The sequence below is a fragment of the Micromonospora sp. WMMD735 genome (assembly GCF_049178995.1).
GTDB lineage: Bacteria > Actinomycetota > Actinomycetes > Mycobacteriales > Micromonosporaceae > Micromonospora > Micromonospora wenchangensis.
The window spans coordinates 2,210,596-2,236,424 of sequence record NZ_JBMHMJ010000002.1; the positions used below are offsets into that span (position 1 = coordinate 2,210,596).

A 25,829-nucleotide genomic window follows, 5' to 3' on the forward strand; every position below is an offset into this window, starting at 1 on the left:
GTCGGTCTCTTCCGCCCTTGGTCGTCAGGTGGGGTCGGTCGGTGTGCCCGTCGGGTCAGTCCAGGGAGATGCCGAGTTCGCGGTCGACGAAGGCGTAGACCTCTTCCGCCGAGGCGTCGGCGAGTTCCGCGTCGACGCCCTCCCCCGTCTCTGCGGTGGGTTCGTCGAGCAGGGCGAGGATGTCCTTCAGCCGGGCCCGCGCCGCCGCCCGCGCCGCCGCGGCCAGATCCGCGGCGAGCACCTCGGCGTGCAACCGGTCCAGCCCGCCGAGCACCGCCGAGCCGGTGTCCGCGACATCGTCGGCGAACCGCTCCCCCAGGTAGGCGGCCAGTTCGGCCGGGGTGGGGTGGTCGAAGACGAGAGTGGCTGGCAGCCGCAGCCCGGTCGCCGTCCCGAGCCGGTTACGCAGGTCCACTGCGGTCAGCGAGTCGTAGCCGAGGTCCCGGAACTGCCGGCCCGGGTCGACGTCACCGGTGGTGAGGCCGACGACCGCCGCGACCTGGCCGCGTACCAGGTCGAGCAGCACCTGGTCCCGTTCCTGGGGCGGGAGGGCGGCCAGGTCGACGGTCAGGGTGACGGGTCCGGGGGCGGACCGGGTGGCGGGGGCGAGGCCGCGCAGCACGGCGGGCAGCGCCTCGCCCTGGCCGCGTAGCGCCGCCGGGTCGAGGCGCAGCGGGAACACCCAGGCCCGGGGCTGGGCCAGCGCGGCGTCCAGGAGGTCGAGGCCGTCGGCGACCGGGATGGCGGCCACGCCGGAGCGGGCCATCCGGCGGAAGTCGGCCTCGGTGAGGTGCCCGGTGATGCCGCCGACGCCCTCCCACAGCCCCCAGGACAGGGTGGTCGCGGTCAACCCCCGGGCCCGGCGGTGGTGGACCATCGCGTCGAGGAAGGCGTTCGCGGCGGCGTAGTTGCCCTGACCCGGCGCCCCGAACACCGACGCGGCCGAGGAGAACAGCACGAACGCCGACAGGTCCAGTCCGGCGGTCAGCTCGTGCAGGTGCCAGACCGCGTCGACCTTGGGCCGCAGCACGGCGTCGACCCGCTGCGGGGTCAGCGAGTCGAGCACCCCGTCGTCGGAGACACCGGCCAGGTGCACCACGGCGGTCAGCGGGTGCTCGTCGGGGATGCCGGCGAGCAGCGCGGCGACGGCATCCCGGTCGGCGGTGTCGCAGCCGACGACGGTGGCCTCGGCGCCGAGTTCGGCCAGCTCGGCGACGAGTTTCCCGGCACCGTCGGAGTCCGGCCCCCGGCGGCTGGTCAGCAGCAGCCGGGTCACGCCGTGCCGGCGGACCAGGTGCCGGGCCAGGGCCGCGCCGATGCCGCCGGTACCGCCGGTGAGCAGCACGGTGCCGGACGGGTCGACGGTGGTGCCCGGCCCGTCGACGGTCTCCAACCGGACCAGGCGGGGCACCAGCACCCGGTCGCCGCGTACCACGGCCTGGGGTTCGGCGGCGGCGACCACGGCGGGCAGCAACCGGCGGGCGGCGGCGGACCCGTCGAGGTCGACCAGCACGACCCGGCCCGGGTTCTCGGTGGCGGCGGTGCGCAGCAGGCCGAGGGCGGCGGCCAGCGGCAGGTCGTGGGGTTCACCACCGGCGGTCGGTACGGCGTGCGTGGTCAGCACGACGAGGGTGCGGTCGTCGTCGGCGGCCAGCCACTCCTGGACCAGGCGCAGCGCGGCGGTGGTGGCCGCGTGCGTCCGGGCGACGGTGTCGGTGCCGTCCGGGCCGGCCAGGGTCACCAGGTGGACCGGGCCGTCGGGGCGCTGCCAGGACGGCGGGTCGTCCCCGGCCGCGCCGACGTCGATCTCCGTCCAGTCGAGCCGGTACAGCGACTCGTGGTGGGTGGGGCGCAGCGCGGCGGCGGACACCGGCCGCCAGTCCAGCCGTTCGGCGACGGCGACCGGTTCGCCCGTGCCGTCGGCGAGGGTCACCGCCACTGCGGACTCGCCGACCGGGACGAACCGGGCGCGCAGTTCGGTGCCGCCGGGGCGCACCACCCGGACCCCGCTCCACGCGAACGGCAGGCTCGGTTCGGCGGCGGTGAGGGAGTCGAGCATGACCGCGTGCAGGGTCGCGTCCAGCAGGGCGGGGTGCAGGGCGTACCCGGCGGCGTCGGGGCGGGCCGGTTCGGGGAGGGTGATCTCGGCGTACACCTCGGAGCCCCGTCGCCAGGCCCGGCGCAGCCCCTGGAAGGTGGGGCCGTACCGGTAGCCGGCGGCGGCGAGTTGCGGGTACGCGGCCGACACGTCGATCTCGGTGGCGTCGCGCGGCGGCCACTGGCGCAGCGCCTCCACCGGGCCGCCGTCGGGGGTGAGCGTGCCGGTGGCGTGGGTGGTCCAGCCGGTGCCACCGGCCGGCCGGGACCGGACGGCGACCGCCCGGCGGCCGTCGGCGGTGGGCGGGGCGACGGTGACCCGTAGGTCGACCGCCCCACCCGCCGGCAGCACCAGCGGTGCGGCCAGGGTGACGTCGTCGACACCGGCGCAGTCGACGCGACGGGCGGCGGTGACCGCCAGGTCGACGAACGCCGTGCCGGGCAGCAGCACCGTGTCGAGCACGGCATGCTCGGCGAGCCACGGGTGGGTGGCGGTGGAGATCCGGCCGGTGAGGGTCAGCCCGTCGTCGTCGACGTGGTCGACGAGCGCCCCGACCAGGCCGTGGTCGGTGCCGGTGAGGCCGGCGGCGTCGACGCCGCCGGTGGGGCGGGCGGTGAGCCAGAACCGTTCCCGGGTGAACGGGTAGGTGGGCAGGTCGACCACGCGGGCGCCGCTGCCCCGGTAGCAGGCCGCCCAGTCCACCCGGTGCCCCCGGGCGAACACCTCGCCGACGGCGGCGACCAGGGTGCCCGCCTCGTCCCGGTCCCGGCGCATCGTCGCGGTGACCGTGGCGTCCCCGGTCAGCAGGTCGACGGTCAGCGGGGTGAGCGCGGCGTCCGGGCCGACCTCCAGCAGGGTGTCGACGCCGGTGTCGCGCAGGGTGGCGACCGCGTCGGCGAACCGCACCGGTCGGGACACGTGGGCCACCCAGTGGTCGGGGTCGGTCAGGTCGGCGGGGCGACCGGTCACCGTGGACACCACCGGAATCCGGGGCGGGTGGAAGGCGAGTCCGTCCACGACGGCCCGGAAGTCGTCGAGCATGGGTGTCATCAGCGGCGAGTGGAACGCGTGGCTGACCGTCAGCGGCCGGCCCGGCACACCGAGGGCGTCGGTCACCGCGGCCACGGCGGACGCGGTGCCGGAGAGCACCAGGGAGCGGGGTCCGTTGACGGCGGCGATGCCCACCTCGGCGGTGAGCAGCGGCACCACGTCGGCCTCGGCGGCCCGGACGGCGGCCATCACACCGCCGGTCGGCAGCGCGCCCATCAGCCGGCCCCGCGCGGTGACCAGGGTGGCCGCGTCGGCCAGCGAGAGCACGCCCGCGACGTGCGCGGCGGCGATCTCTCCGATGGAGTGCCCGGCGAGCACGTCCGGTCGCAGCGACCAGGATTCCAGCAGCCGGAACAGGGCGACCTCGACGGCGAAGATCGCGGGCTGGGTGACGGTGGTGTCGTCGAGGCCGTCGCCGGTGTCGACGACGTCGGCCAACGACCGGCCGAGGTGCCCGTCACAGGCGGCGCAGACCTCGGCGAACGCGTCGGCGAAGACCGGGAAGGCGGCCCGCAGCCCACGGCCCATGCCGGCCCGCTGCGCGCCCTGCCCGGTGAAGAGGAATCCCAGGTCGCCGGAGCCGGGCGTGACGAGCGGAAGGTCCCCGTCGGCCAGTGCCCGCAGCCCGGCGGTGTCGGTGACGACCGCCCGCCGTTCCAGTGGCTGGCGGGTGGTCGCCAGGGAGAACCCGAGGTCGGCCGGGTCGACCCGGTCGGCGACGGTGAGCAGCTCGGCGGCGACGGCGCGCAGGCCGCGTTCGTCCCGCCCGGTCACCACCCACGGGGTGACCGTCGGCGGGTCCGAGGGGGTGGGGTCGACGGTCGGCGGGGCGGCTTCGACGATCACGTGGGCGTTGGTGCCACTGGCCCCGAAGGAGGAGATCGCGGCGCGGCGCGGGCCCGCACCTACCGGCCAGGGGCGTTGCTCGCGGAGCAGTTCCACCGCGCCGCGCCGCCAGTCGACCATCGGGGTGGGTTCGTCGGCGTGCAGCGTCCGGGGCAGTACACCGTCGCGCAGGGCGTGGACGAGTTTGATGATCCCGGCCACCCCGGCGGCGGCCTGGGTGTGCCCGATGTTGGACTTCAGCGAACCCAGCCACAGCGGCCGGTCGGCCGGTCGCCCCTGCCCGTACGTGGCCAGCAGCGCCTCGGCCTCGATCGGGTCGCCGAGCCGGGTGCCGGTGCCGTGTGCCTCCACCAGGTCGACGTCGGTGGCGGCGACACCGGCCGTCCGCAGCGCCTCGGTGATCACGGCCTGCTGGGAGCGGCCGTTCGGCGCGGTGAGGCCGTTCGACGCCCCGTCCTGGTTGACCGCGGAGCCCCGCACCACGGCGAGGATCCGGTGGCCGTGGCGGTGAGCGTCGGAGAGTCGCTCGACGAGCAGCATGCCCGCGCCCTCCGCCCAGCCGGTGCCGTCGGCGTCCGCGCCGAACGCCTTGCACCGCCCGTCGGGGGCCAGGCCCCGCTGCCTGCTGAACTCGACGAACGTGCCCGGGGTCGACATCACGGTGACCCCGCCGACCAGCGCCATCGTGCACTCCCCGGCGCGCAGCGCGTGTCCGGCCAGGTGCAGCGCCACCAGCGACGACGAGCAGGCGGTGTCGACGGTCAGCGCCGGGCCGACCAGCCCGAACAGGTAGGCGATCCGGCCGGCGACGACACTCGCCGCGTTGCCGGTCATCAGGTAGCCGTCGACGCCGTCCGGGACGCGGGTCATCGTGGTGGCGTAGTCGTTGCCGTTGCCGCCGGCGAACACCCCGACCCGGGTCCCGCGCAGCGACTCGGGGGTGATCCGGGCGTGTTCGACGGCCTCCCACGCCGTTTCCAGCAGCAGCCGCTGCTGCGGGTCCATGCCCAGCGCCTCCCGGCGGGAGATGCCGAAGAACGCCGGGTCGAACTCGGCCACCCCGGTCAGGAAGCCGCCCTGGTCGGTGTAGCTGGTGCCGGGATGGTCCGGGTCAGGGTGGACCAGGTTGGCGAGGTCCCAGCCCCGGTCGGTGGGGAACGACGAGATGGCGTCGACGCCGTCGAGCACGAGCCGCCAGAGCTGTTCGGGGGTGCGCACCCCGCCGGGCATCCGGCAGGCCATCCCGATGATCGCCAGCGGCTCGTCCGGAGCCGCCGTGGTGGGGACGTCGCTGTCGCCGGGGCGGGTACCGGCGGCCTCGGCGGCGAGGTGCCCGGCCAGGGAACGGGCGGTGGGATGGTCGAACACGACGGTGGTGTGCAGGTCGATCCCGGTGGCGACGGCGAGGCGGTTGCGGATGGTCACCGCGGTCATCGAGTCGATGCCCAGTTCCCCCAGCGGCCGGTCGGCGGTGACCCGGTCGGTGTCCGGGTGCCCCAGGGCGGCGGCGATCTCCCGACGTACCAGGGGCAGCAGGTCGGCGGGGTCGGCCTGCCCGGCGGTGGGCTCGGGCGGCGGACCGACGTACCCGCCGAGCACGCCGCGTACGCCCGGGGGGAGGTCGGCGACGCCGAGGGTGGCCGGGGTGAGGGCGGCGACCACCACGGCCGGCAGCCGGCCGCCGACGGCGCGCCGCAGCGCGGCGACGGCGGCGTCGGCGGGTGCGGCGTCCACCCCCGCCACCGGCCGGTCGGCCGGGTCGACCCAGGCCACCACGCTCGCGGTCCGGCCCTGCGCGGCCAGCGTACGGGCGGTGTGGACGGCGACCGCGTGCCGCTGTCCCGCCGCCGGCAGGTCGGGCGCGCCGAGGACGCCGGCGAGCGGGGTGAGCAGCACGACGGTGTCCGGCCCGCCGGTGAGGTCGAGGGCGTCGGCGTCGACGCCCGGGTCGGCGTGCACCAGGGCGGTCACCCCGGGTCCGGCCAGCGCGGCGGGCAGCTCGTCCGGGTGCACCCGGCGGACCGTCGCCCCCTCGGCGGTGAGCAGGTCGGTGAGCAGGTCGACACCCGGGCCGTCGCCGGTGACCAGCACCGTGCCGTGCGGCGTCCACTCGGGACCGCCGGCGGGCACCGCGGTGAGTCGGCGGGCGCGGGCCCCGCCGGGACGCAGTTCGAGGTGCTCGGTGACCGGGCCGGTGGCGGCGAGGGCGGCCACCAGCAGGGCACCGGTGTGCGGGTCGGGGTCGGCGGGCAGGTCGAGGGTGCCCCGCCAGGTGTCCGGCCACGTCCAGCCCAGGGCCCGGCCCCGGCCGATGGTCGCGGCGTCCCCGGTGACCTGCCACACCGGGCCGGTGCCGGCGGTGAGCAGCGGGACCGGGTCGGCGGTGAGGGCGAGGACGCCGGTGACCGGGGTGCTGCCGGGGCCGTCGGCGACCTCGACCCGGGCGCCGTGCCCGGTGAGCAGGTCGGCGAACGGGCGCGCGTCGACGGTGCCGTCGGTGACGATGCGCCAGTCGCCGTCGAGGGTCGGGGCCGCCGGCAGGTCGACGTTGTGCCAGGTTTCCTGGATCAGGTACGGCTCGTCGCCACGGCGTACGGCGTCGAGCCAGTACCGCTGCCGTTGGAACGGGTACGTCGGCAGGTCGACGACCTGCCCACCGCCGTAGTACCCCCGCCAGTCCACGTCGTGACCCCGTATCCACACCTGCGCCAACCCGGTCACCGCGCTGACCGCCTCGTCGGCATCCGGACGGAGCATCGGTATGCCGTCGGCCAGCAGGGACGACAGACCACCGTCCGGGCTGAGTTCCCACCAGGAACGGGGACCAGCCGCTTCGATCGCGTCGTAGAACCGCACCGGCTGGCGCACCTGCCGCACCCAGTACCCCGGGTCCCCCAGCTCCTCGACCTGCCCGGTGACGGTCGACACCACCGGAATCCGCGCCGGATGAAACGACAACCCCTCCACCACCGACCGGAACTCATCCAACATCGGCTCCATCAACGGCGAATGGAACGCGTGACCCACCGACAACCGCCGCTGTCGCACCCCCAACGCGGTCGCCACCGCCTCCGCCGCTCGCAGCGTCTCCCGCTCCGGACCGGCGATCACCACCGCCAACCGACCATTCACCGCCGCGATGACCACATCACCCGACAGGAACGGCTCCACCGCCTCCACCGAAGCCCGCAGCGACACCATCGCTCCCCCGGCGGGTAGCGCGGCCATCAGACGGGCCCGCGCCGACACCAACGTCACCGCATCCTCAAGGGACAGCACCCCCGAGACGTGTGCAGCGGCGATCTCCCCGATCGAGTGGCCGACCAGGACCGCCGGGCGGACACCCCACGACTCGACCAGCCGGAACAACGCCACCTCCACCGCAAACAGCGCCCGCTGCGCAACACCCGTCCCCTCCAGACCAACCCCGGACGAGATCGCCTCCCGCACATCCGCACCCAACAGGTCACACACCTCGTCGAACACCGACGCGAACACCGGGAACGCCCGGTACAGACCCGAACCCATCCCCACCCGCTGACCACCCTGCCCCCCGAACACCAGGCCCAGACCGGCGGCTGGGACCGTCACCGGACCATCGCCTGCGGCCAGTTCCCGGATCTCCGGGATCAGCGACGCCGAATCCGCGACAGTCTCACCGTCGAGCAGCACCGCCCGCTCGGCGAACACCGACCGCGTCGACGCCAACGACCACCCCACATCCACCCCCGACACCCCAGCCACCGCCGACGGCAACCGCTCGACCAACTCCCGCACTCCGGCAACCGACCGCGCCGACACCGGCCACGGCGTCACCCCCACCGGCACCGACGAACCCGGCACCACCGCATCCGGCTCCGGAGCGTCCGACTCCACCGGCGGCGGCTCCTCCACGATCACGTGCGCGTTCGTCCCACTGATCCCGAACGACGACACCCCCGCCCGCCGACGACCACCCTCAGCCACCACCCACTCCCGCGACCCCCGCACCACCTCCACCGCACCCGACGACCAGTCCACCAACCCCGACGGCTCACCCACATGCAACGACCCGGGCACCACCCCGTGCCGCATCGCCAACACCACCTTCAACACCCCGGCAACACCCGCCGCATGCTGCGTATGACCAAGGTTCGACTTCACCGACCCCAACCACAACGGCACCGAGCGACCCTGCCCATACGTCGCCAACAGGGCTTCCGCCTCGATCGGATCACCCAACCGGGTACCGGTGCCGTGACCCTCCACCACCTGCACGTCGGACACCGACACACCCGCCACCGCCAACGCCCGACGAATCACCCGCTCCTGCGACGGACCACTCGGCGCAGTCAAACCATTCGACGCACCATCCGAATTCACCGCACTACCCCGCACCACCGCCAACACCCGATGCCCCTGCCGACGCGCATCCGACAGGCGCTCGACCAGGAGCAGGCCGGCACCCTCGCCCCAGCCGACACCGTCGGCGTCGGCCGAGAACGCCTTGCACCGGCCGTCGGGGGCGATCCCCCGCTGCCGGCTGAACTCGACGAACGTGCCCGGGGTGGACATGACCATCACCCCACCGGCGAGGGCGAGGTCGCACTCCCCGGCGAGCAGCGAGCGGACCGCCAGGTGCAGGGCGACAAGCGACGACGAGCAGGCGGTGTCGATGGTGACCGCCGGGCCGGTGAGCCCGAGCTGGTAGGCGACGCGGCCGGAGGCGACACTCGCGGTGTTGCCGGTGAGCAGGTGACCCTGCACCTCGGGTGGAGCCTCGTGCAGGCGGGGGCCGTAGTCCTGGTCGGTGGCCCCGACGAACACGCCGGTCGGGGTGCCGCGCAGCGTCGCCGGGTCGAGGCCGGCCCGTTCCACCGCCTCCCAGGACAGTTCGAGCAGCAGCCGCTGCTGCGGGTCCATCCCGAGCGCCTCACGGGGTGAGATGCCGAAGAACTCGGCGTCGAAGTCCCCCGCGTCGTGCAGGAAACCACCGGTGCGGGTGTACGTGGTGCCGGGGTGGTCCGGGTCGGGGTGGTAGAGCCGGTCGACGTCCCAGCCCCGGTCGGCGGGCAGCTCGGAGGTCACGTCCACCCCGTCGGCGACCACCCGCCACAGGTCCTCCGGGCTGCGTACGCCGCCGGGGAACCGGCAGGCCATGCCCACGATGGCGATCGGCTCGGTGGCGCGTTCCTCCCATTCGCGCAGCCGGCCGCGCGCCTCACGGGCGTCGGCGATGGCCCGTCGGAGGTACTCGCGCAGTTTGTCCTCGTCCGCCACGTCAGTCCACTCCCAGTCAGGCAGGGTCGGGGGTCAGTTCTGTTCGTCGACGAGCGCGAACAGTTCGTCGTCGGTCGCGGTGTCCAGGTCCACGTCGGGAACGGTCGCCGGGGTCGGGCCGCACATCGCCAGCAGGTCCCGCAGCCGGTCGGCGACGGCACCGGTGGGTCGGTCGGTGAGTTGACGCATCGCCTGTTCCAGCCGGTCCAGTTCGGCCAGGACGCCGGTGGGACTGCCGTCCGGTCGGGGCGGGGTGTCCAGGGTCAACTGGCCGCGCAGGTGGGTGACCAGTTCGGTCAGGGTGGGATGGTCGAAGACCACCCCGGCGGCCAGGCGCAGCCCGGTGGCGGTGCCGAGCCGGTTGCGCAGTTCGAGGGCGGTGAGGGAGTCGAAGCCGAGGTCGCGGAAGGCCCGGTCGGGGTCGACGACGCCGTCGCCGCCGTGGCCGAGCACCGCGGTCACCTGGGCGCGGACCAGGTCGGTCAGGGCGGTCGTCCGGTCCGCCTCGGTGAGCGGGGCGAGCCGGTCGGCGAGGGTGCCGGCCGTCGCCTGGGTGGTGGCGGTCTGCCGGCGGGAGGTCCGGGTGACCAGGCCGCGGAGGAGGGCGGGCAGCGCGTCACCCTGGGCGCGCAGCGCGGGCAGGCCCAGTTTGGTGGGCGCGACCACGGGCAGGCCGGCGGCCAGACTGTCGTCGAGCAGGCTCATCCCCTCCCCGGCTTCCAGGGGGCGCAGCCCTTCGCGGGCCATCCGGGCCAGGTCCGTCTCCGACAGGTGCCCGGTCATGCCGCTGGCCTGCGCCCACAGTCCCCAGGCCAGGGAGACGGCGGGCAGCCCGGCGGCGCGGCGCAGCGCGGCGAGACCGTCGAGGAACCCGTTGGCGGCGGCGTAGTTGGCCTGCCCCGGGGTGCCCAGCAGCCCGGCGAACGAGGAGAACAGGACGAACGCGGACAGGTCCCGGTGCGCGGTCAACTCGTGCAGGTGCCAGGCGGCGTCCACCTTGGCCGCCAGCACCGTGTCGAACTGTGCCGTGGTCAGGGCGGTGAACAGCCCGTCGTCGAGAACACCGGCGGTGTGGAACACGGCGGTCAGCGGGTGCTCGGCGGGGATGTCGGCGAGCAGCGCGGCGAGGGCGTCACGGTCGGCGACGTCGCAGGCGACCACCCGGGCCCGCACGCCCAGGTCGGCCAGGTCGGCGACCAGTTCGGCCGCGCCGGGAGCGTCCGGTCCGCGCCGGCTGACCAGCAGCATCTCGCGTACGCCGTGGGTGGCGGCCAGGTGCCGCGCGGTGAGCCCGCCGAGGGTGCCGGTGGCCCCGGTCACCAGGACGGTGCCCGCCGGGTCCAGCGGCTTCGGGACGGTGAGCACGACCTTGCCGATGGTGCGGGCCTGTTGCAGTGCCCGGAACGCCTCCCGGGCGCGGCGCACGTCCCAGACGGTGACGGGCAGTGGGGCGAGCACCCCGGCGGTGAAGAGGTCGAGCACCTCGGTGAGGATCGCGCGGAGCCGCTCCGGTTCGGCCCCCTCGCTGTCGGGCGCGGTGACCGCGAGGGCCGTCAGGTCGTACGGCCGGTAGTCGACGGTGGGGTACGCGGCGTGCACCTCGGCGCGGTCCCGGATGTCGGTCTTGCCCATCTCCAGGAAGCGTCCCCCGTCGGCGAGCAGGCCGAGCGAGGCGTCGACGAAGTCGTCGGCCAGCGAGTTGAGTACCACGTCCATCCCGCGCCCGCCGGTGGCGGTGCGGAACGTCGCCGCGAAGTCGAGGGTGCGGGAGTTGGCGATGTGGTCGTCGTCGAGGCCGAGCGCGCGCAGGGTGTCCCACTTGCCGGGGCTGGCGGTGCCGAACACCTCGGCCCCCAGGTGGCGGGCGAGCTGCACGGCGGCGATGCCCACCCCACCGGCGGCGGCGTGGACGAGCACCCGGTCACCGGGGCCGACGCGACCGAGGTCCACCAGGCCGTAGTAGGCGGTCAGGAACACCACCGGCACGGTGGCCGCGCGGGCGTACGACCAGTCGTCGGGCATCCGGGCCAGCAGCCGGCGGTCGGCGACGGCGACCGGGGCGAACGCGCCGTCGAAGTAGCCGAACACCCGGTCGCCGGGGGTGAGGTCGGTGACGGCGGACCCGACGGCGAGGACGTCACCCGCGCCCTCGGCACCCATCAGCGCGTGCTGCTGCGGGACCAGCCCGAGGGCGATGAGGACGTCGCGGAAGTTGAGGCCACCGGCCCGGACGGCGACCCGGACCTCGGTGGGACCCAGCGGCTGCCACACCTGCGGACAGGGCTCGAAGGCCAGGCTGTCCAGGGTGCCGGGACGGGTGACGACCATCCGGTGCGGCCCGTCGCCGGGCAGCGGCACCAGGTCGGGCGAAGCGGCGGCCAGCCGGGGCACGGACGCGACCCCGGACCGGACGGCCACCTGCGGTTCCCCGCTGGCCAGCACCGGGCCGAGCAGGTCGTCGACCGTCGCCGTGGCGTCGACGTCGAGCAGGACGAGCTGGTCGGGGTTCTCGGTCTGGGCGGTACGCAGCAGCCCCCAGACGGCGGCGGCGGGCAGGTCGGTGCCGGTGGGGCCGGCACCGGTGGTGACCACCACGAGGCGCGCGGCGGGCGGGTGTTCGGCGGCGAGCCAGGTCCGCACGGCGTCGCGTACCTGCCGCAGGGTGGCCCGGACGTCGGCGGGGACGTCGCCGGTGGCGGCCGGACGGACGACGAGCGCCTCGGTGCCGGCCGGTGCCGGTGTGACGGCGGGTAGGTCCAGCGGCGTCCATTCCACCCGGTAGAGGGCGTCACGGGTCGGCGCGGGCGCGGCGGCGGGTCGCAGCACGACCGCGTCGAGCACCGCGACGACGGTGCCACCGGGGTCGGCGGCGACCACCCGCGCGGTGTTGTCCGCCCCGCCCCCCGTCGACAGGTGCACGCGCAGCGCGGTCGCCCCGCTGGCGGTCACCCGCACGCCCGACAGGGTGAACGGCAGACCCGCCGGCCGCTCACCGACCACCCCCGGCAGCATCGGGTGCAGCGCCGCGTCGAGCAGCGCAGGGTGGACGAGGAACCGGTCGGCGTCGCCGGTGGGCAGCGCCACCTCGGCGTAGACGTCACCGCCGGGACCGGTCCACGCGGCGCGCAGGCCACGGAAGGCCGGACCGTAGTCGTAGCCGTGGCCGGCGAGCCGGTCGTACACGCCGTCCAGGTCGACCGGCTCCGTGTCGACGGGCGGCCACACCAGCGGGAACGGTGGGGTCTGCGGGGTGGCGGGCGCGACGCTGCCGGTGGCGTGCAGCGTCCACGGGTCGTCCTCGGCGGCCCGCCCGTGCACGGTGACCTGCCGGACGCCGTCGGCCTCCGGCGTGCCGACCCGGACCTGCACCCGCACGGGTGCCCGGTCGGGCAGGGCGAGCGGGGCGACCAGGGTCAGTTCGCGCAGTTCGTCGCAGCCGACCTCGTCACCGGCGCGCAGCGCCAGCTCCATCAGGGCGGTGCCGGGCACCAGCACCGTGCCGGAGAAGACGTGGTCGGCCAGCCAGGGCTGGGTGCGGCGGGACACACTGCCGGTGAACAGGACCGTGCCGTCGGGCAGCGCGGTCACCGCGCCGAGCAGCGGGTGGGCCGCCGGGTCGAGGCCCGCTCCGGAGACCTCGCCGCGGGGTCGCCGGGTCAGCCAGTACCGCTCCCGTTGGAACGGGTAGGTGGGCAGGTCCACGCCCCGGGCGTCGGGGAACAGCGCGGTGAGGTCCACCGGCACCCCCCAGGTGTAGACGGTGGCGGCGGCGGTGAGGAACTGGTCGAGTCCGCCCCGGTCTCGGCGCAGCGACCCGGCGACGCGGGCGTCCGGTGCCGTCTCGGTGAGCCCGACGGCGAGCACGGGGTGCGGGCTGATCTCGACGAACACGCCGTGCCCCTGACCGGTCAGCTCGGTGACGGCGTCGTGGAACAGCACGGTGTGCCGCAGGTTGCGGTACCAGTAGTCGGCGTCCATCGGCTCGTCGAGGAGCCGACCGGTGACGGTGGAGTACAGCGGCACCCGGGGCGGCTTCGGTGCGACGTCGGCGAGGAGCGCGGTGAGCGACGCGCCGAGGGGTTCGATGTGCGCCGAGTGGGAGGCGTAGTCCACGTTGACCATGCGGGAGCGGACGGCCTCGGCGGCGAAGCGGGCGTGCAGGTCGGCGAGCGCGTCGGCGTCGCCGGCCACGACGGTGGAGCGCGGCCCGTTGAGCGCGGCGATGGACAGCCGCCCGCCGTGGCCGGCCAGCCGGTCGGCGACGTCCTCGGCGGGCAGGGCGACGGAGAGCATCCCCCCGCCGCCGGTGACGTCCCGCAGTGCCCGGCTGCGCAGCGCCACCACCCGGGCGCCGTCGTCGAGGCTGAGCGCACCGGCGACGACGGCGGCGGCGATCTCGCCCTGCGAGTGTCCGACGACCGCGTCGGGTTCCACCCCCAGTGAACGCCACAGCGCGGCCAACGACACCATCACCGCCCACAGCGCGGGCTGCACCACGTCGACCCGGTCGAGGGCCAGGTCCGGGTCGGTGACGTCGAAGTCCACGTACGGGGCCAGGGCGGCGGCGCAGGCCCGCATCGACGCGGCGAACACCGGCGACTGCGCCGTCAGCGGTGCGGCCATTCCCGTCCACTGGCCGCCCTGGCCGGGGAAGACGAACACCACGCCGCCGTGGTCGCCGGCCGTGCCGACCACCAGGGCGGGGTCGACGTCACCGCCCGTCCCGGGCTGCGGGTCGTGGCCGGCGAGGGTACGCAGGGCGGTGGTGTGGTCGGCCAGCACGACCGCCCGTTCGGGCAGGTGGGCGCGGGTGGCCGCCAGCGACCAGCCCAGGTCGGCGTCCGGGGTCACGCCGTCGAGGAGGCCGGCGAGCTGGTCCGCGCGGGCGCGCAGACCGGCCGGCGTCGCCGCGGAGAGCACCAGCGGCACCATCGTCGGGGCGGTGGCCGGGTCGGGCGTGGTGGGTGCCGGCTCCGGCGGGGCGGCCTCGACGACGACGTGCGCGTTGGTGCCGCTGATCCCGAACGAGGAGACGGCGGCGCGACGCACCCGGCCGGTGTCGGGCCAGTCCCGGGGCGTGGTGAGCAGCCGTACCGCGCCTGCGGACCAGTCCACGAACGGCGACGGCGCGGAGACGTGCAGGGTCGCCGGCAGCGTGCCGTGACGCATCGCCTCGACCATCTTGATGATGCCGCCGACGCCGGCGGCGGCCTGGGTGTGCCCGATGTTGGATTTCAGCGAGCCGAGATAGAGCGGTTCGACGCGGTCGTGGCCGTAGGTGGCGAGGACGGCCTCCGCCTCGATCGGGTCGCCGAGGCGGGTGCCGGTGCCGTGGGCCTCCACCGCGTCCACGTCGCCGGGGGTCAGTCCGGCGTCGGCGAGCGCCGCCCGGATCACCGCCCGCTGGGAGCGGCCGTTGGGGGCGGTCAGCCCGTTGGAGGCGCCGTCGGAGTTGACCGCCGTCCCACGCAGCACGGCGAGCACCGGGTGCCCGTGGCGGCGGGCGTCGGAGAGCCGTTCCAGCAGCAGCATGCCCACGCCCTCGCCCCAGCCGGTGCCGTCGGCGTCCGCCGAGAAGGACTTGCACCGCCCGTCCGGCGACAGACCCCGCTGCCGGCTGAACTCGACGAACGTGCCGGGGGTCGACATGACGGTGACCCCACCGGCGAGGGCCAGCGAGCACTCACCGGCACGCAGGGCCCGGACGGCCAGGTGGGTGGCGACCAGCGACGACGAGCACGCCGTGTCGACGGTGACGGCCGGCCCGGTGAGCCCGAGCACGTACGCCAGCCGGCCGCTGAGCACGCTGCCGGTGTTGCCGGTGAGCAGGATGCCCTCCAGGTCGCCGGGCATCGCGTCGACCGGCGGCGCGTAGTCGTGGTACATCTGCCCGGCGAACACGCCGGTGGTGGTGCCCCGCAGCGAGTACGGGTCGATGCGGGCGCGTTCCACCGCCTCCCACGCCGTCTCCAGCAGCAGCCGCTGCTGGGGGTCCATCGCCAACGCCTCGCGGGGCGAGATGCCGAAGAACGCCGGGTCGAACTCGTCGGCACCGTGCAGGAAGCCGCCCTCGCGGACGTAGCTGTGCCCGGGACGACCGGGGTCGGGATCGTAGAGGTCCTCCGGCCAGTCACGGTTGACCGGGAACTCGGAGATGGCGTCCCGGCCGTCGGCAACCAGCCGCCACAGGTCCTGCGGGGAGGCGACCCCGCCGGGGTAGCGGCAGGCCATGCCGATCACGGCGATCGGGTCGTGGCCGTCGGCGACGGTGCCGGTGGCCGCGCCGTCCGTACCGGTCTCGCCGGTCAGTTCCCGCAGGTGGTCGGCGAGCGCCGCGACCGTGGGATGGTCGAACACCACCGTCGCCGACAGGGTCAGCCCGGTGACCGAGGCGAGCCGGTTGCGCAGCTCGACGGAGGTGAGCGAGTCGACACCGAGGTCGGTGAGCGCGGCCTGCACACCGACCCGCGTCCGGTCGGGGTGGCCGAGGACGGCGGCGACCTCGGCGCGGACCACCTCCACCAGGTCGCGGTGCGACCTGCTGTCGGTGACCGGGCGGGGGCGGGCGGCCCGGGGGCGGAGCAGGCCGCGCCACACGGCGGGCAGGGTGGTGGGGTCGTCCGCCGTGGCCAGCCCGGCGGTGTCCAGCAGCATCGGGACCAGCAGCGGACCGGGCAGTCCGAGGGCCCGGTCGAACAGGGCCAGACCGTCGTCGTGCCGCAGCGGGGCCACCCCGTTGCGGGCCATCCGGGCCAGGTCGGCCGCGCCGAGCGTCTCGGCCATGCCGCCCTCGGCCTCCCACAGGCCCCAGGCCAGGGAGGTGGCGGGCAGGCCGGCGGCGTGCCGGTGGGCGGCGAGCGCGTCGAGGAAGGCGTTGGCGGCGGCGTAGCTGGCCTGACCGGCCGCGCCGATCTGCTGGGAGATCGACGAGTAGAGCACGAACGCGGCGAGGTCGAGGTCGGCGGTGAGCCGGTGCAGGTGCCACGCCGCGTCCACCTTGGGGCGTAGCACGGCGTGCAGCGCCCGGGGGGTGAGGGTGGCGACGAGGCCGTCGTCGAGCACACCGGCCGCGTGCACCACGGCGGTGAGCGGCAGGTCGGCGGGGATCAGGGAGAACGCGGCGGTGAGCTGCTCCGGGTCGGCCGCGTCGCAGGCCGCCAGGGTCACCACCGCGCCGTACGCCCGCAGTTCGTCGGCGAGTCCGGCGGCACCGGGGGCGTCGGCACCCCGGCGGCTGAGCAGCAGCAGACCCCGTACGCCCAGGTCGCGTACCAGGTGGCGGGCGAGCCCGGTGCCGAGCGCGCCGCTGGCACCGGTGATCAGCACGGTGCCGTCGCCGAGGTCGACCGGGGCGCTCGGGGCGTTGTCGTCGCGGTGTAGCCGGGGCACGGTCGGCTCGCCACCGGTGAGGCGCACCTCCGGTTCGTCGAGCGCGGCCACCCGCGCCAGGTCCGCCGCGTCGACCTCGGTGTCGTGGTGCAGGAGGACGAACCGGCCCGGGTGTTCGGTGCGGGCGCTGCGGACGAGCCCGGCGGCGACGGCCAGGGCCGGGGCGTCGTCGGCGACGGTGAAGACCACGGTGGGGCCGTCTTCGGTGGCGAGCGCGGCGTGGATCTCGTCGAGGACGTCCTCCGCGACGGCGTGTGCGGCGGCAGCCTGGTCCGTGTCCCGGGCGGCCAACTCCACGCCCCTGACCGGCCGGGACACTCCGGTGGGGGCCGGTGCCGGCACCCACGCCCGGGTCAGCACCTCGCCACGCCGCACCGCGCTCCTCGGCCGCCAGCCCAGCGAGGCGACCTCGGCGACGAGGGTGCCGTCGTCGGCTGCCGCCGTCATCGTCAGCGTCTCCGGCCCCGTCCAGGTGTACGCCACCCGGAGCCGACGGACGCCGGTGGCGTGCACCTGGGCGCCGGACCAGGCGAACGGCAGCGCGGCCGGGCGGGTGTCGTCGACCACGCCGGGCAGGGCCGGATGCAGCGCGCCGTCGAGCAGGGCCGGATGCAGCAGGTACGGCTCCACCGGCTCACCGGCGTCGAGTTCGACCTCGGCGAACAGGCCGTCCCGGGTCCGCCAGAGGCGGCGGAGTCCCTGGAACGCCGGGCCGTAGCGGTAGCCGTGTGCGGCGAGGGATTCGTAGACGTCGGTCAGGTCCAGTTCCGCCGCGTCGGCCGGCAGCCGCGGGGTGGTCGAGGCTGGCCGGGCGGGCGTGAGGGTGCCCGTGGCGTGCCGGGTCCAGTCGGCCGAGTCGGCGGCGCGGGCGTACACGCTGACGGTGCGGTGACCGTCGACGGTCGGCGGTCCGACGGCCACCTGGAGCGCGACCGGTGCGGCGGTGACCGGAAGCGGGGTGAGCAGCGTGAGGTCCTCGACGCGGGGACAGTCGCACTCGCTGCCGGCGCGCAGCGCCGCCTCGAGGAACGCGGTGCCCGGCAGCAGCGTCTGCCCGTCGATGACGTGGTCGGCGAGCCAGCGGTGCCTGCGGGTGGAGACGCGGCCGGTCAGCAGCACTCCCGCGTCGTCGGCGAGGTCGACCGAGGTGGACAGCAGACCGTGCCGGGTGCCGGTGGTCCCCATCGCCGGCTGGTTGTCGAGCCAGTAGCGCTGCCGTTGGAACGGGTACGTCGGCAGGTCGACGACCCTCCCACCGCCGTAGTACGCCCGCCAGTCGACCTCATGCCCCCGCACCCACACCTGCGCCAACCCGGTAACAGCACTGACCGCCTCATCCACACCCGGACGCAGCATCGGGACACCGTCGGCCAACAGGGACGACAAACCACCATCCGCGCTCAACTCCCACCACGACCGAGGACCGGCCGCCTCGATCGCATCGTGGAACCGCACCGGCTGGCGCACCTGCCGCACCCAGTAATCCGGGTCCGAAAGATCCCCGACCTGACCGGTCACCGTCGACACCACCGGAATCCGCGCCGGATGGAACGACAAGCCCTCCACCACCGCACGGAACTCGTCAAGCATCGGCTCCATCAACGGCGAATGAAACGCATGACCCACCGACAACCGACGCTGCCGAACACCCAACCCGGCCGCCACCGCCTCCGCCGCCCGCAGCGTCTCCCGCTCAGGGCCCGCGATCACCACCGCCGACGGACCATTCACCGCCGCCACCACCACACCACCGGACAGAAACGGCCCCACCGCCTCCGCCGAAGCACGCAGCGACACCATCACGCCCCCGACCGGCAACGCCGCCATCAACCGAGCACGCGCCGACACCAACCTCACCGCATCCGCAAGAGACAACACCCCCGCCACATGCGCCGCCGCAATCTCCCCAATCGAATGACCCACCACAACCGCCGGGTGGACACCCCACGACTCCACCAGCCGAAACAACGCCACCTCCACCGCAAACAACGCCCGCTGCGCGATGCCCGTGCCATCCAGACCCACACCCGAAGCAATCGCCTCCCGCACGTCCCCACCCAACAGGTCACACACCTCGTCGAACACCGACGCGAACACCGGAAACACCCGATACAACCCCGCACCCATCCCCACCCGCTGACCACCCTGACCCCCGAACACCACACCCAGACCGGAGCCCGGAACGCTCGCCGAGCCATCACCGGCGGCCAGTCCCCGAACCTCCGGGGTCAGCGACGCCGAATCCGCGACCACCACACCATCGAGCAGCACCGCACGCTCGGCGAACACCGACCGCGTCGACGCCAACGACCACCCCACATCCACCGCCGACGGACCCTCCGACCCCGCCACCAACGACCGCAACCGCCCCACCAGCTCCCCCACCCCGGCAACCGACCGCGCCGACACCGGCCACGGCGTCACCGCCACCGGCGCGGCAGTCACCTCCGCAGGCGAACCCCCGCCCGCCGGCAACTCAATCTCCGCCGGCGGCTCCTCCACGATCACGTGCGCGTTCGTCCCACTGATCCCGAACGACGACACCCCCGCCCGCCGACGCCCACCCTCAGCCACCACCCACTCCCGCGACCCCCGCACCACCTCCACCGCACCCGACGACCAGTCCACCAACCCCGACGGCTCACCCACATGCAACGACCCCGGCACCACCCCGTGCCGCATCCCCAACACCACCTTCAACACCCCGGCAACACCCGCCGCATGCTGCGTATGACCAAGGTTCGACTTCACCGACCCCAACCACAACGGCACCGAACGACCCCGCCCATACGTCCCCAACAGCGCCTCCGCCTCGATCGGATCACCCAACCGCGTCCCCGTCCCATGCCCCTCCACCACCTGCACCTCGTCGACCGACACACCCGCCACCGCCAGCGCCCGACGAATCACCCGCTCCTGCGACGGACCACTCGGCGCCGTCAAACCATTCGACGCACCATCCGAATTCACCGCACTACCCCGCACCACCGCCAACACCCGATGACCAAGACGACGCGCATCCGACAGCCGCTCCAGCACCAACATCCCCGCGCCCTCGGCCCACCCGGTACCGTCCGCGGCGGCCGAGTACGCCTTGCACCGGCCGTCCGGCGACAGCCCACCCTGCCGGCTGAACTCGACGAACATGCCCGGCGTGGACATGACGGTGACGCCCCCGGCCAGCGCCAGCGAACACTCGCCGTTGCGCAGCGCCGACGCCGCCAGGTGCACGGCGACCAGCGACGACGAGCAGGCCGTGTCGACGGTCAGCGCCGGCCCGGTGAGCCCGAGGGTGTACGCGATCCGACCGGAGGCGACACTGGGGCTGACGCCCGTGAGCAGGTAACCCTCGGCATCGGGGTGGGCCTCGTGCATCCTGGGGCCGTAGTCGCCCCCGGTCGCGCCGGCGAAGACACCGACCCGGCTGTTCCGCAGGGCGGTCGGGGCGATTCCCGCGCGTTCCAGCGCCTCCCACGAGACCTCCAGCAGCAGCCGTTGCTGCGGGTCCATGCCCAGCGCCTCACGGGGTGAGATGCCGAAGAAGGCGGCGTCGAACCCGGCGGCGTCGGCGAGGAACCCACCCGAGTCGGTGCCGAGCCGGCCGGAGTCCCGCAGCGCCGTCAGATCCCAGCCCCGGTCCTGCGGGAACTCCCCGATGACGTCGGTGCCGTCGACGAGCAGCGTCCACAGTTCCTCCGGCGACGTCACCCCGCCCGGGAAGCGACAGGCCATGCCGACGATGGCGACTGGTTCGTCCACCATGGTCGACGTGTCGTCGTCGGCCTCGTCCTCCGCCACGGGATTGCCGTCGGCGAGCAGCACCGTGAGCCGTTCGGCGAGCGCGGCGGGGGTGGGATGGTCGAACAGCAGCCCGCCGGGGAGGACCAGGCCGGTGGCGGCGGCGAGTTCGTCACGCAGCTCGACCGCCAGCAGCGAGGTGAACCCCAGGTCGTGGAACGTCGTGGTGGGTGCGATGACGGCGGGGGCGCGCTCGCCGAGGACCCGCCGGACGAGGGCCTCGATCTCGGTGGTGAGGTCACGGTCGGTGGCCGGCCGGGCGGCACGGGTGGGTTCCGGCCGGGCACCCACCCAGTGCCGGGTGCGTTGGAACGGGTACGTGGGCAGGTCGACGACCCGGCCGGAGCCGCCGAGCAGGGCCCGCCAGTCCACCGGGTGGCCCCGGGTCCACACCGTGCCGGCGGCGGTGACCAGGCTGGTGGCCTCGTCGTGGTCGACGCGCAGGGTGGGGACGCCGTCGATCAGGGTGGACAGCGAGCCGTCCGGCCCTATTTCCAGCCAGGTGCCGACGTGGTGTGCGGCGGTGGCCGAGGTGACGGCGGCGTGGAAGAGGACCGGTTCGCGCACCTGGCGTACCCAGTGTTCGGGGTCGGTCAGCTCGGCCGGCGTGCCGGTCACGGTGGAGACGACCGGCAGGGTGGGCGGGCGGAAGGTCACCGTCGACAGGACGCGGCGGAACCGGTCGCGCATCGGGTCCATCAGCGGCGAGTGGAAGGCGTGGCTGACCCGTAGCTGCCGTACCCGTGCCCGGGTCGCCCGCATGATCTCCCCGGTGACGTCGCGCAGCGGCCCGGCGGGTCCGGCGAGCACCGTCGCGTCGGGGCCGTTGACGGCAGCGACGACCACGCCGTCGCGCAGGAACGGGCGTACGGCGGAGTCGGCGGCGCGGACGTGGGCCATGGCCCCGCCCCCGGGCAGAGCCTGCATCAGTTCGCCACGCGCGGACACCAGCCGTACCGCGTCCGGCAGGTCGAGCACCCCGGCGACGTGGGCGGCGGCGATCTCGCCGATCGAGTGGCCGACGAGCACGTCGGGGCGGACGCCCCACGACTCCAGCAGCCGGAAGAGCGCCACCTCGACGGCGAACAGGGCGGGTTGGGTGGTGCCGGTCGCGTCGAGCCCGTCGCCGGTGCTGATCGCCGTACGCAGGTCCACCCGGGCCAGGGCGCACACCTCGTCGAACGCGGCGGCGAAGACGGGATGGGCGGCGTGCAGGCGCAGTCCCATGCCGATCCGTTGGGCACCCTGGCCCGCGAACACGAATCCCAGGGCGGTGTCGCGTGCCTGGCCGGTGACCACCCGGTCGTCGACCACGACGGCTCGGTGGGTCAGCTCCGCACGGGTGGTGGCCAGGGACCAGGCCACCGCCGCCGGGTCGGCGTCGTGCTCCCGCAGGCGGGTCACGGCGGCGTCGCGGGCGGCGGCGGACTTCGCGGACACCGGCCAGGCCACGACCGGCAGGTGCGGCGTCGCCGGTGGAACCGGTGGTACGTCGGTGCCGGCCTCACCGAGGACCACGTGGCAGTTCGTCCCACCCATGCCGAACGAGCTGACCCCGGCCACCAGGGGCCGGTCGGGGCGCGGCCAGGGCGTCGTGTCGGTGACCACCGTCAGGCCGAGCCGGGGCAGGTCGATGTCGGGGTTCGGGCTGGCGAAGTGCAGGCTCGCGGGGAGCTGACGGTGCCGTACGGCCAGCGCGGTCTTGATCAGTCCAGCGATGCCGGCGGCACCCTCCAGGTGGCCGATGTTGGTCTTGACCGAGCCGACCGCCAGCGGCGTGGCCGGGTCGCCGAGCGCCCGGCCCAACGCGGCGGCCTCGACGGGGTCACCGACCCGGGTGCCGGTGCCGTGCAGTTCGACGTACTGGATGTCGGCGGGGGTGGTGCCGGCGCGCCGGTGCGCGGCGCGCAGCGTCGCCTCCTGGGCGGCCGGGTCGGGGGTGGTGGGGGTGCCGCCCGCACCGGCGGAGACCGCGCTGCCCCGGATCACGCAGTAGATCCGGTCGCCGTCGGCCAGCGCCCGGTCGAGGGGCTTGAGCAGGACCGCGCCGCCGCCCTCGCCCCGGACGTAGCCGTTGGCGCGGGCGTCGAAGGTGTGGCAGCGACCGTCGGGAGACAGTCCACCCCAGTCGTCGGAGATGTGGCTGCTCTCCAGCAGCAGGGCCAGGCTCACCCCGGCGGCGAGCGCGGTCGTCGACTCGCCGCTGCGCAGGCTGGCGCAGGCCAGGTGGACGGCGACCAGGGAGGACGACTGGCCGGTGTCGACGGTGACGCTCGGCCCGCTGGCCCGCAGGAAGTACGACAGCCGGTTGGCGATCATGCTGCGGTGCAGGCCGGTCATCGCGTGACCGGAGCGCAGCGCGCTGCGGTGGCGGTGCACCACCTGGGCGTAGTCGTCCCAGGTGGTGCCGACGAACACGCCCAACGGGGTGCCGGCCACCGTGTCGGCGGGCAGCCGGCCGTCCTCCAGTGCCTCCCAGCCGAGTTCGAGCAGGAGGCGTTGCCTGGGGTCGAGCAGTGCGGCCTCGCGGGCGCCGATGTCGAAGAAGGGCGCGTCGAAGGTGTCGACCTCGGCCAGGAAGGCGCCGAAGCGGGCGGCCCCGGTGGCGGTGGGCCAGCGGTCCGAGACGTCCCGGACTGCGCTGCGGCCTGCCACGAGCAGTTCCCAGAATCGGGTCGGGTCCGGAGCTCCGGGGAAACGGCAGGCGATGCCGGTGATTGCGATGTCCGTCGTGGATTCAACCGACTCGTGTCCGTGCAGGGCAGCCACGTATTTCCCCCGGGGTCGACGCGGTGGGTGCGGTGACGCGAAGCGTGTGGGAATTGCAGGTGACCGACAGGAGACGTCGATCCGCTCCGCCAACGACCCGTCCAGAGTCGATCAGCAATCGATCGGCTTCAACCCCTAGGTTTCCCCTAGAATCGTCAACTTCCCGTTTAATCGATGTTTATCGGCAACGCATTGTGGTCGCTTTTCGGTCACCGGGCGAGTGACTTGACCAGGCGGCCCCGCCGCCGGAGGAGCGCCTGCAGCCCGGCGAGCACCGGCGGGCCGGTGCACGACCGACGACCGACAGGCCGGAGCCGGAACCGTTGCGAAGCATTGGATAGCAGGCCGCCGGGGTGTCGGTTCGGAGCGGCAGCGGAGGCGGTCCGGGTGTGGCCGGCACCGCACCGTCGAGGGCCGCGCGACCAACGGCACGGCCGCTGATCACAAACGGACGCGTATTGTTTCACCAATCGTCGGACATCGACCCACGCCACCCAACCCGCGACGTGCAATTACCACGGGGGGAATATGCTCGACAGTGGATCACCAGCCCCCACACAATGGGGCCCACGGAGGAAACACGACCGCTCCCGGATGGAAACAATTCTCTGTTCGGCACGCAGGGTGCGGCGGCGCCGAACAATCGGGAGGAGAAAACGTCCGCCGGCAGTCGACACGGCGGTAATCCGGCACGGCACGGAAAGCACCGCGGGAAACCTCCCGGCGTTCAGCGCCCGCAACCGGGCCGGGGTGGTCACGGGCCGGGGCCGGCGACCGGGATGCACGGATGACTTGCCGGCATGGTGTCCGGGGCGTGGGGAGGGTGACCGACGGCGTGCGCCACGGCCTCCGCCACCGGCCGTCCCTCGCACCGGGAGCCGGTGGCGGAGGCCGCAACCGGGCCCCGACCTGCGTCCCGCGCCGGCACCGTGATCGCGTCCGTGCTGGACGCCCGACCCGGGCCGGTCGCGGGGTGACTCGGGGCCACCCGCCCGATCCGCCGCCGCACCCATCCCGCGCAGCCGATCGGGCGGGCTCCGGCCCGCGTCCCGCACCGCCGGCCGGGCGACGCCCCGGCTGCGGCTCTACCATTCGCTGCCGGCCCGGACGCGGCGTTCCGGGCCAACAGTCAGGACGCTACGCCCGGACCGGAGGTCAGTAGGCGACGGCGAAGTGCGTGCGCGGGTGTGCGCCCTGCTCGGCCTCGTCGAGGACGGCGATGGCGAAGTCGCGGTAGGAGATGCGGCTGGTGCCGTCGGCGTCGGTCAGCATGCCGGTGTCGCCCGCGCGGTACGTCCCGGTGCGGTCGCCCTCCGGGTCGAACTCCATCGCCGGCACCACCACCGACCACTCGACCGTCGCCGGTGCCTCCCGCAACACGTCCAGCGCAGCCGCGTGCGCCTTGGCGAAGTCCTGGAACTGCGCCGGGAACCCGGGGGTGTCCATGACCCGGATGCCGGGTGCGGCGTCGAGGTAGGCCGACAGGCCGATGGCCACCAGGCGGCCCCCGCCGGTCTCGGCGACGGCACCGACGAGCGCGTTCGCGGCAGCGGTGAAGAACGTGTCCATGCTGTCCCCGGCGCCGGGCGCGACGGCGTTCACCACTGCACCCGCGCCCTTGACCAGGGTGGCGACCTGCGACCGGTCGGTGACGTCACCCGCGACCACCTCGACGCCGGAGCCGGCGAGGTCGGTGTACCTGGCGGTGTCACGGACGACCGCGACCACCTCGTGCCCACGGCTGGAGGCCTCGGCCACGATCGCCCTGCCCGCCTTCCCGCCCGCACCGAACACAACGATCTTGGTCACTGGTCGTCCCTTCTCACGATGCCGATGGTCCGGATGCCGCCCGCCCGTACCGGCCGTACGCCGGCGAGCAGCACCGGCGTGCCACGGTAACGAGCGCCACGGTTTCCTCCGGGAAACCTCGTTAGGCTGGACCGGTGACGGACTCCACCTCGCGCTTCGATCCGGTCTGCCCGTCCGGCATCGCCCCGATCCACATCGGCGACAAGTGGACGGCGATGGTGATCTCCCTGCTGGCGGAGGAACCGATGCGGTACTCCGACATCCGGGCGCAGATCGGCCCGGTCACGGCGAAGGTGCTGACCGCGGCGCTGCGCGGCCTGGAGCGCGACGGTTTCGTCGCCCGGGTGGAGCAGCCCGGCCCGCCCCGCAGCGTCCACTATGGCCTGACCGAGCTGGGCCGGACCCTGTTGCCCGCCATCGACCTGGCCGTCGAGTGGGCGCAGAACCACCTCGCCGAGATGCTCGACGCGCAGGAGGCATACGACCGGGAGCACTCCCGGCAACCCCGGGCAGAACTGCGCTGATCAGGCATTCTCGTAATGCCTCACGCGGCCTGACGTGCAGATCAGCACATCCATTAGCGTCGACTCAGGTGATCCAGGACACAATTTCCCTAGGGGGGATCTAGGGGTTCTGTCGAACGGTCCGACCGTTGGCGACGGTGAAATGCGCATAGTAAAGTTACGGTCCGTTCGACAGGTGGCGAGCGCATCGCCGCGCGCCCCATTGACGTTCCCTCGCCGGGTCTCGACGCTTCGGGCGCGGCGTCCACCCCAATTCAAACAATTCCAGGGGGAAGCTTGTCCCGGTT

General features: G+C 74.3%; 3 protein-coding genes and 1 pseudogene. 1 reads left to right on the forward strand and 3 read right to left on the reverse strand.

Annotation, left to right across the window (positions count from 1 at the left end; all coding sequences use genetic code 11):
* Positions 1–55: 55 nt before the first annotated feature.
* The 3 genes and pseudogenes from ACN268_RS09520 to ACN268_RS09530 all read right to left on the reverse strand — a co-directional run.
* A pseudogene (locus ACN268_RS09520) lies at positions 56–9,253 on the reverse strand (type I polyketide synthase); the annotation flags it as partial.
* A 33-nt stretch (positions 9,254–9,286) separates the two neighbouring features.
* Positions 9,287–23,209, reverse strand: a complete 13,923-nt coding sequence (locus ACN268_RS09525) for an SDR family NAD(P)-dependent oxidoreductase (RefSeq protein WP_421482780.1) — start codon at positions 23,207–23,209, stop codon at positions 9,287–9,289.
* Positions 23,210–24,364: 1,155 nt separating this feature from the next.
* Positions 24,365–25,018 (reverse strand): NAD(P)-dependent oxidoreductase, encoded by a 654-nt coding sequence (locus tag ACN268_RS09530; protein WP_421482781.1) that lies wholly within the window; start codon positions 25,016–25,018, stop codon positions 24,365–24,367.
* 134 nt (positions 25,019–25,152) lie between these two features.
* Between ACN268_RS09530 and ACN268_RS09535 the strand changes: the two genes are divergently transcribed.
* Complete coding sequence (locus ACN268_RS09535; protein ID WP_421482782.1) at positions 25,153–25,542, forward strand: winged helix-turn-helix transcriptional regulator; 390 nt, start codon at positions 25,153–25,155, stop codon at positions 25,540–25,542.
* Positions 25,543–25,829 lie beyond the last annotated feature (287 nt).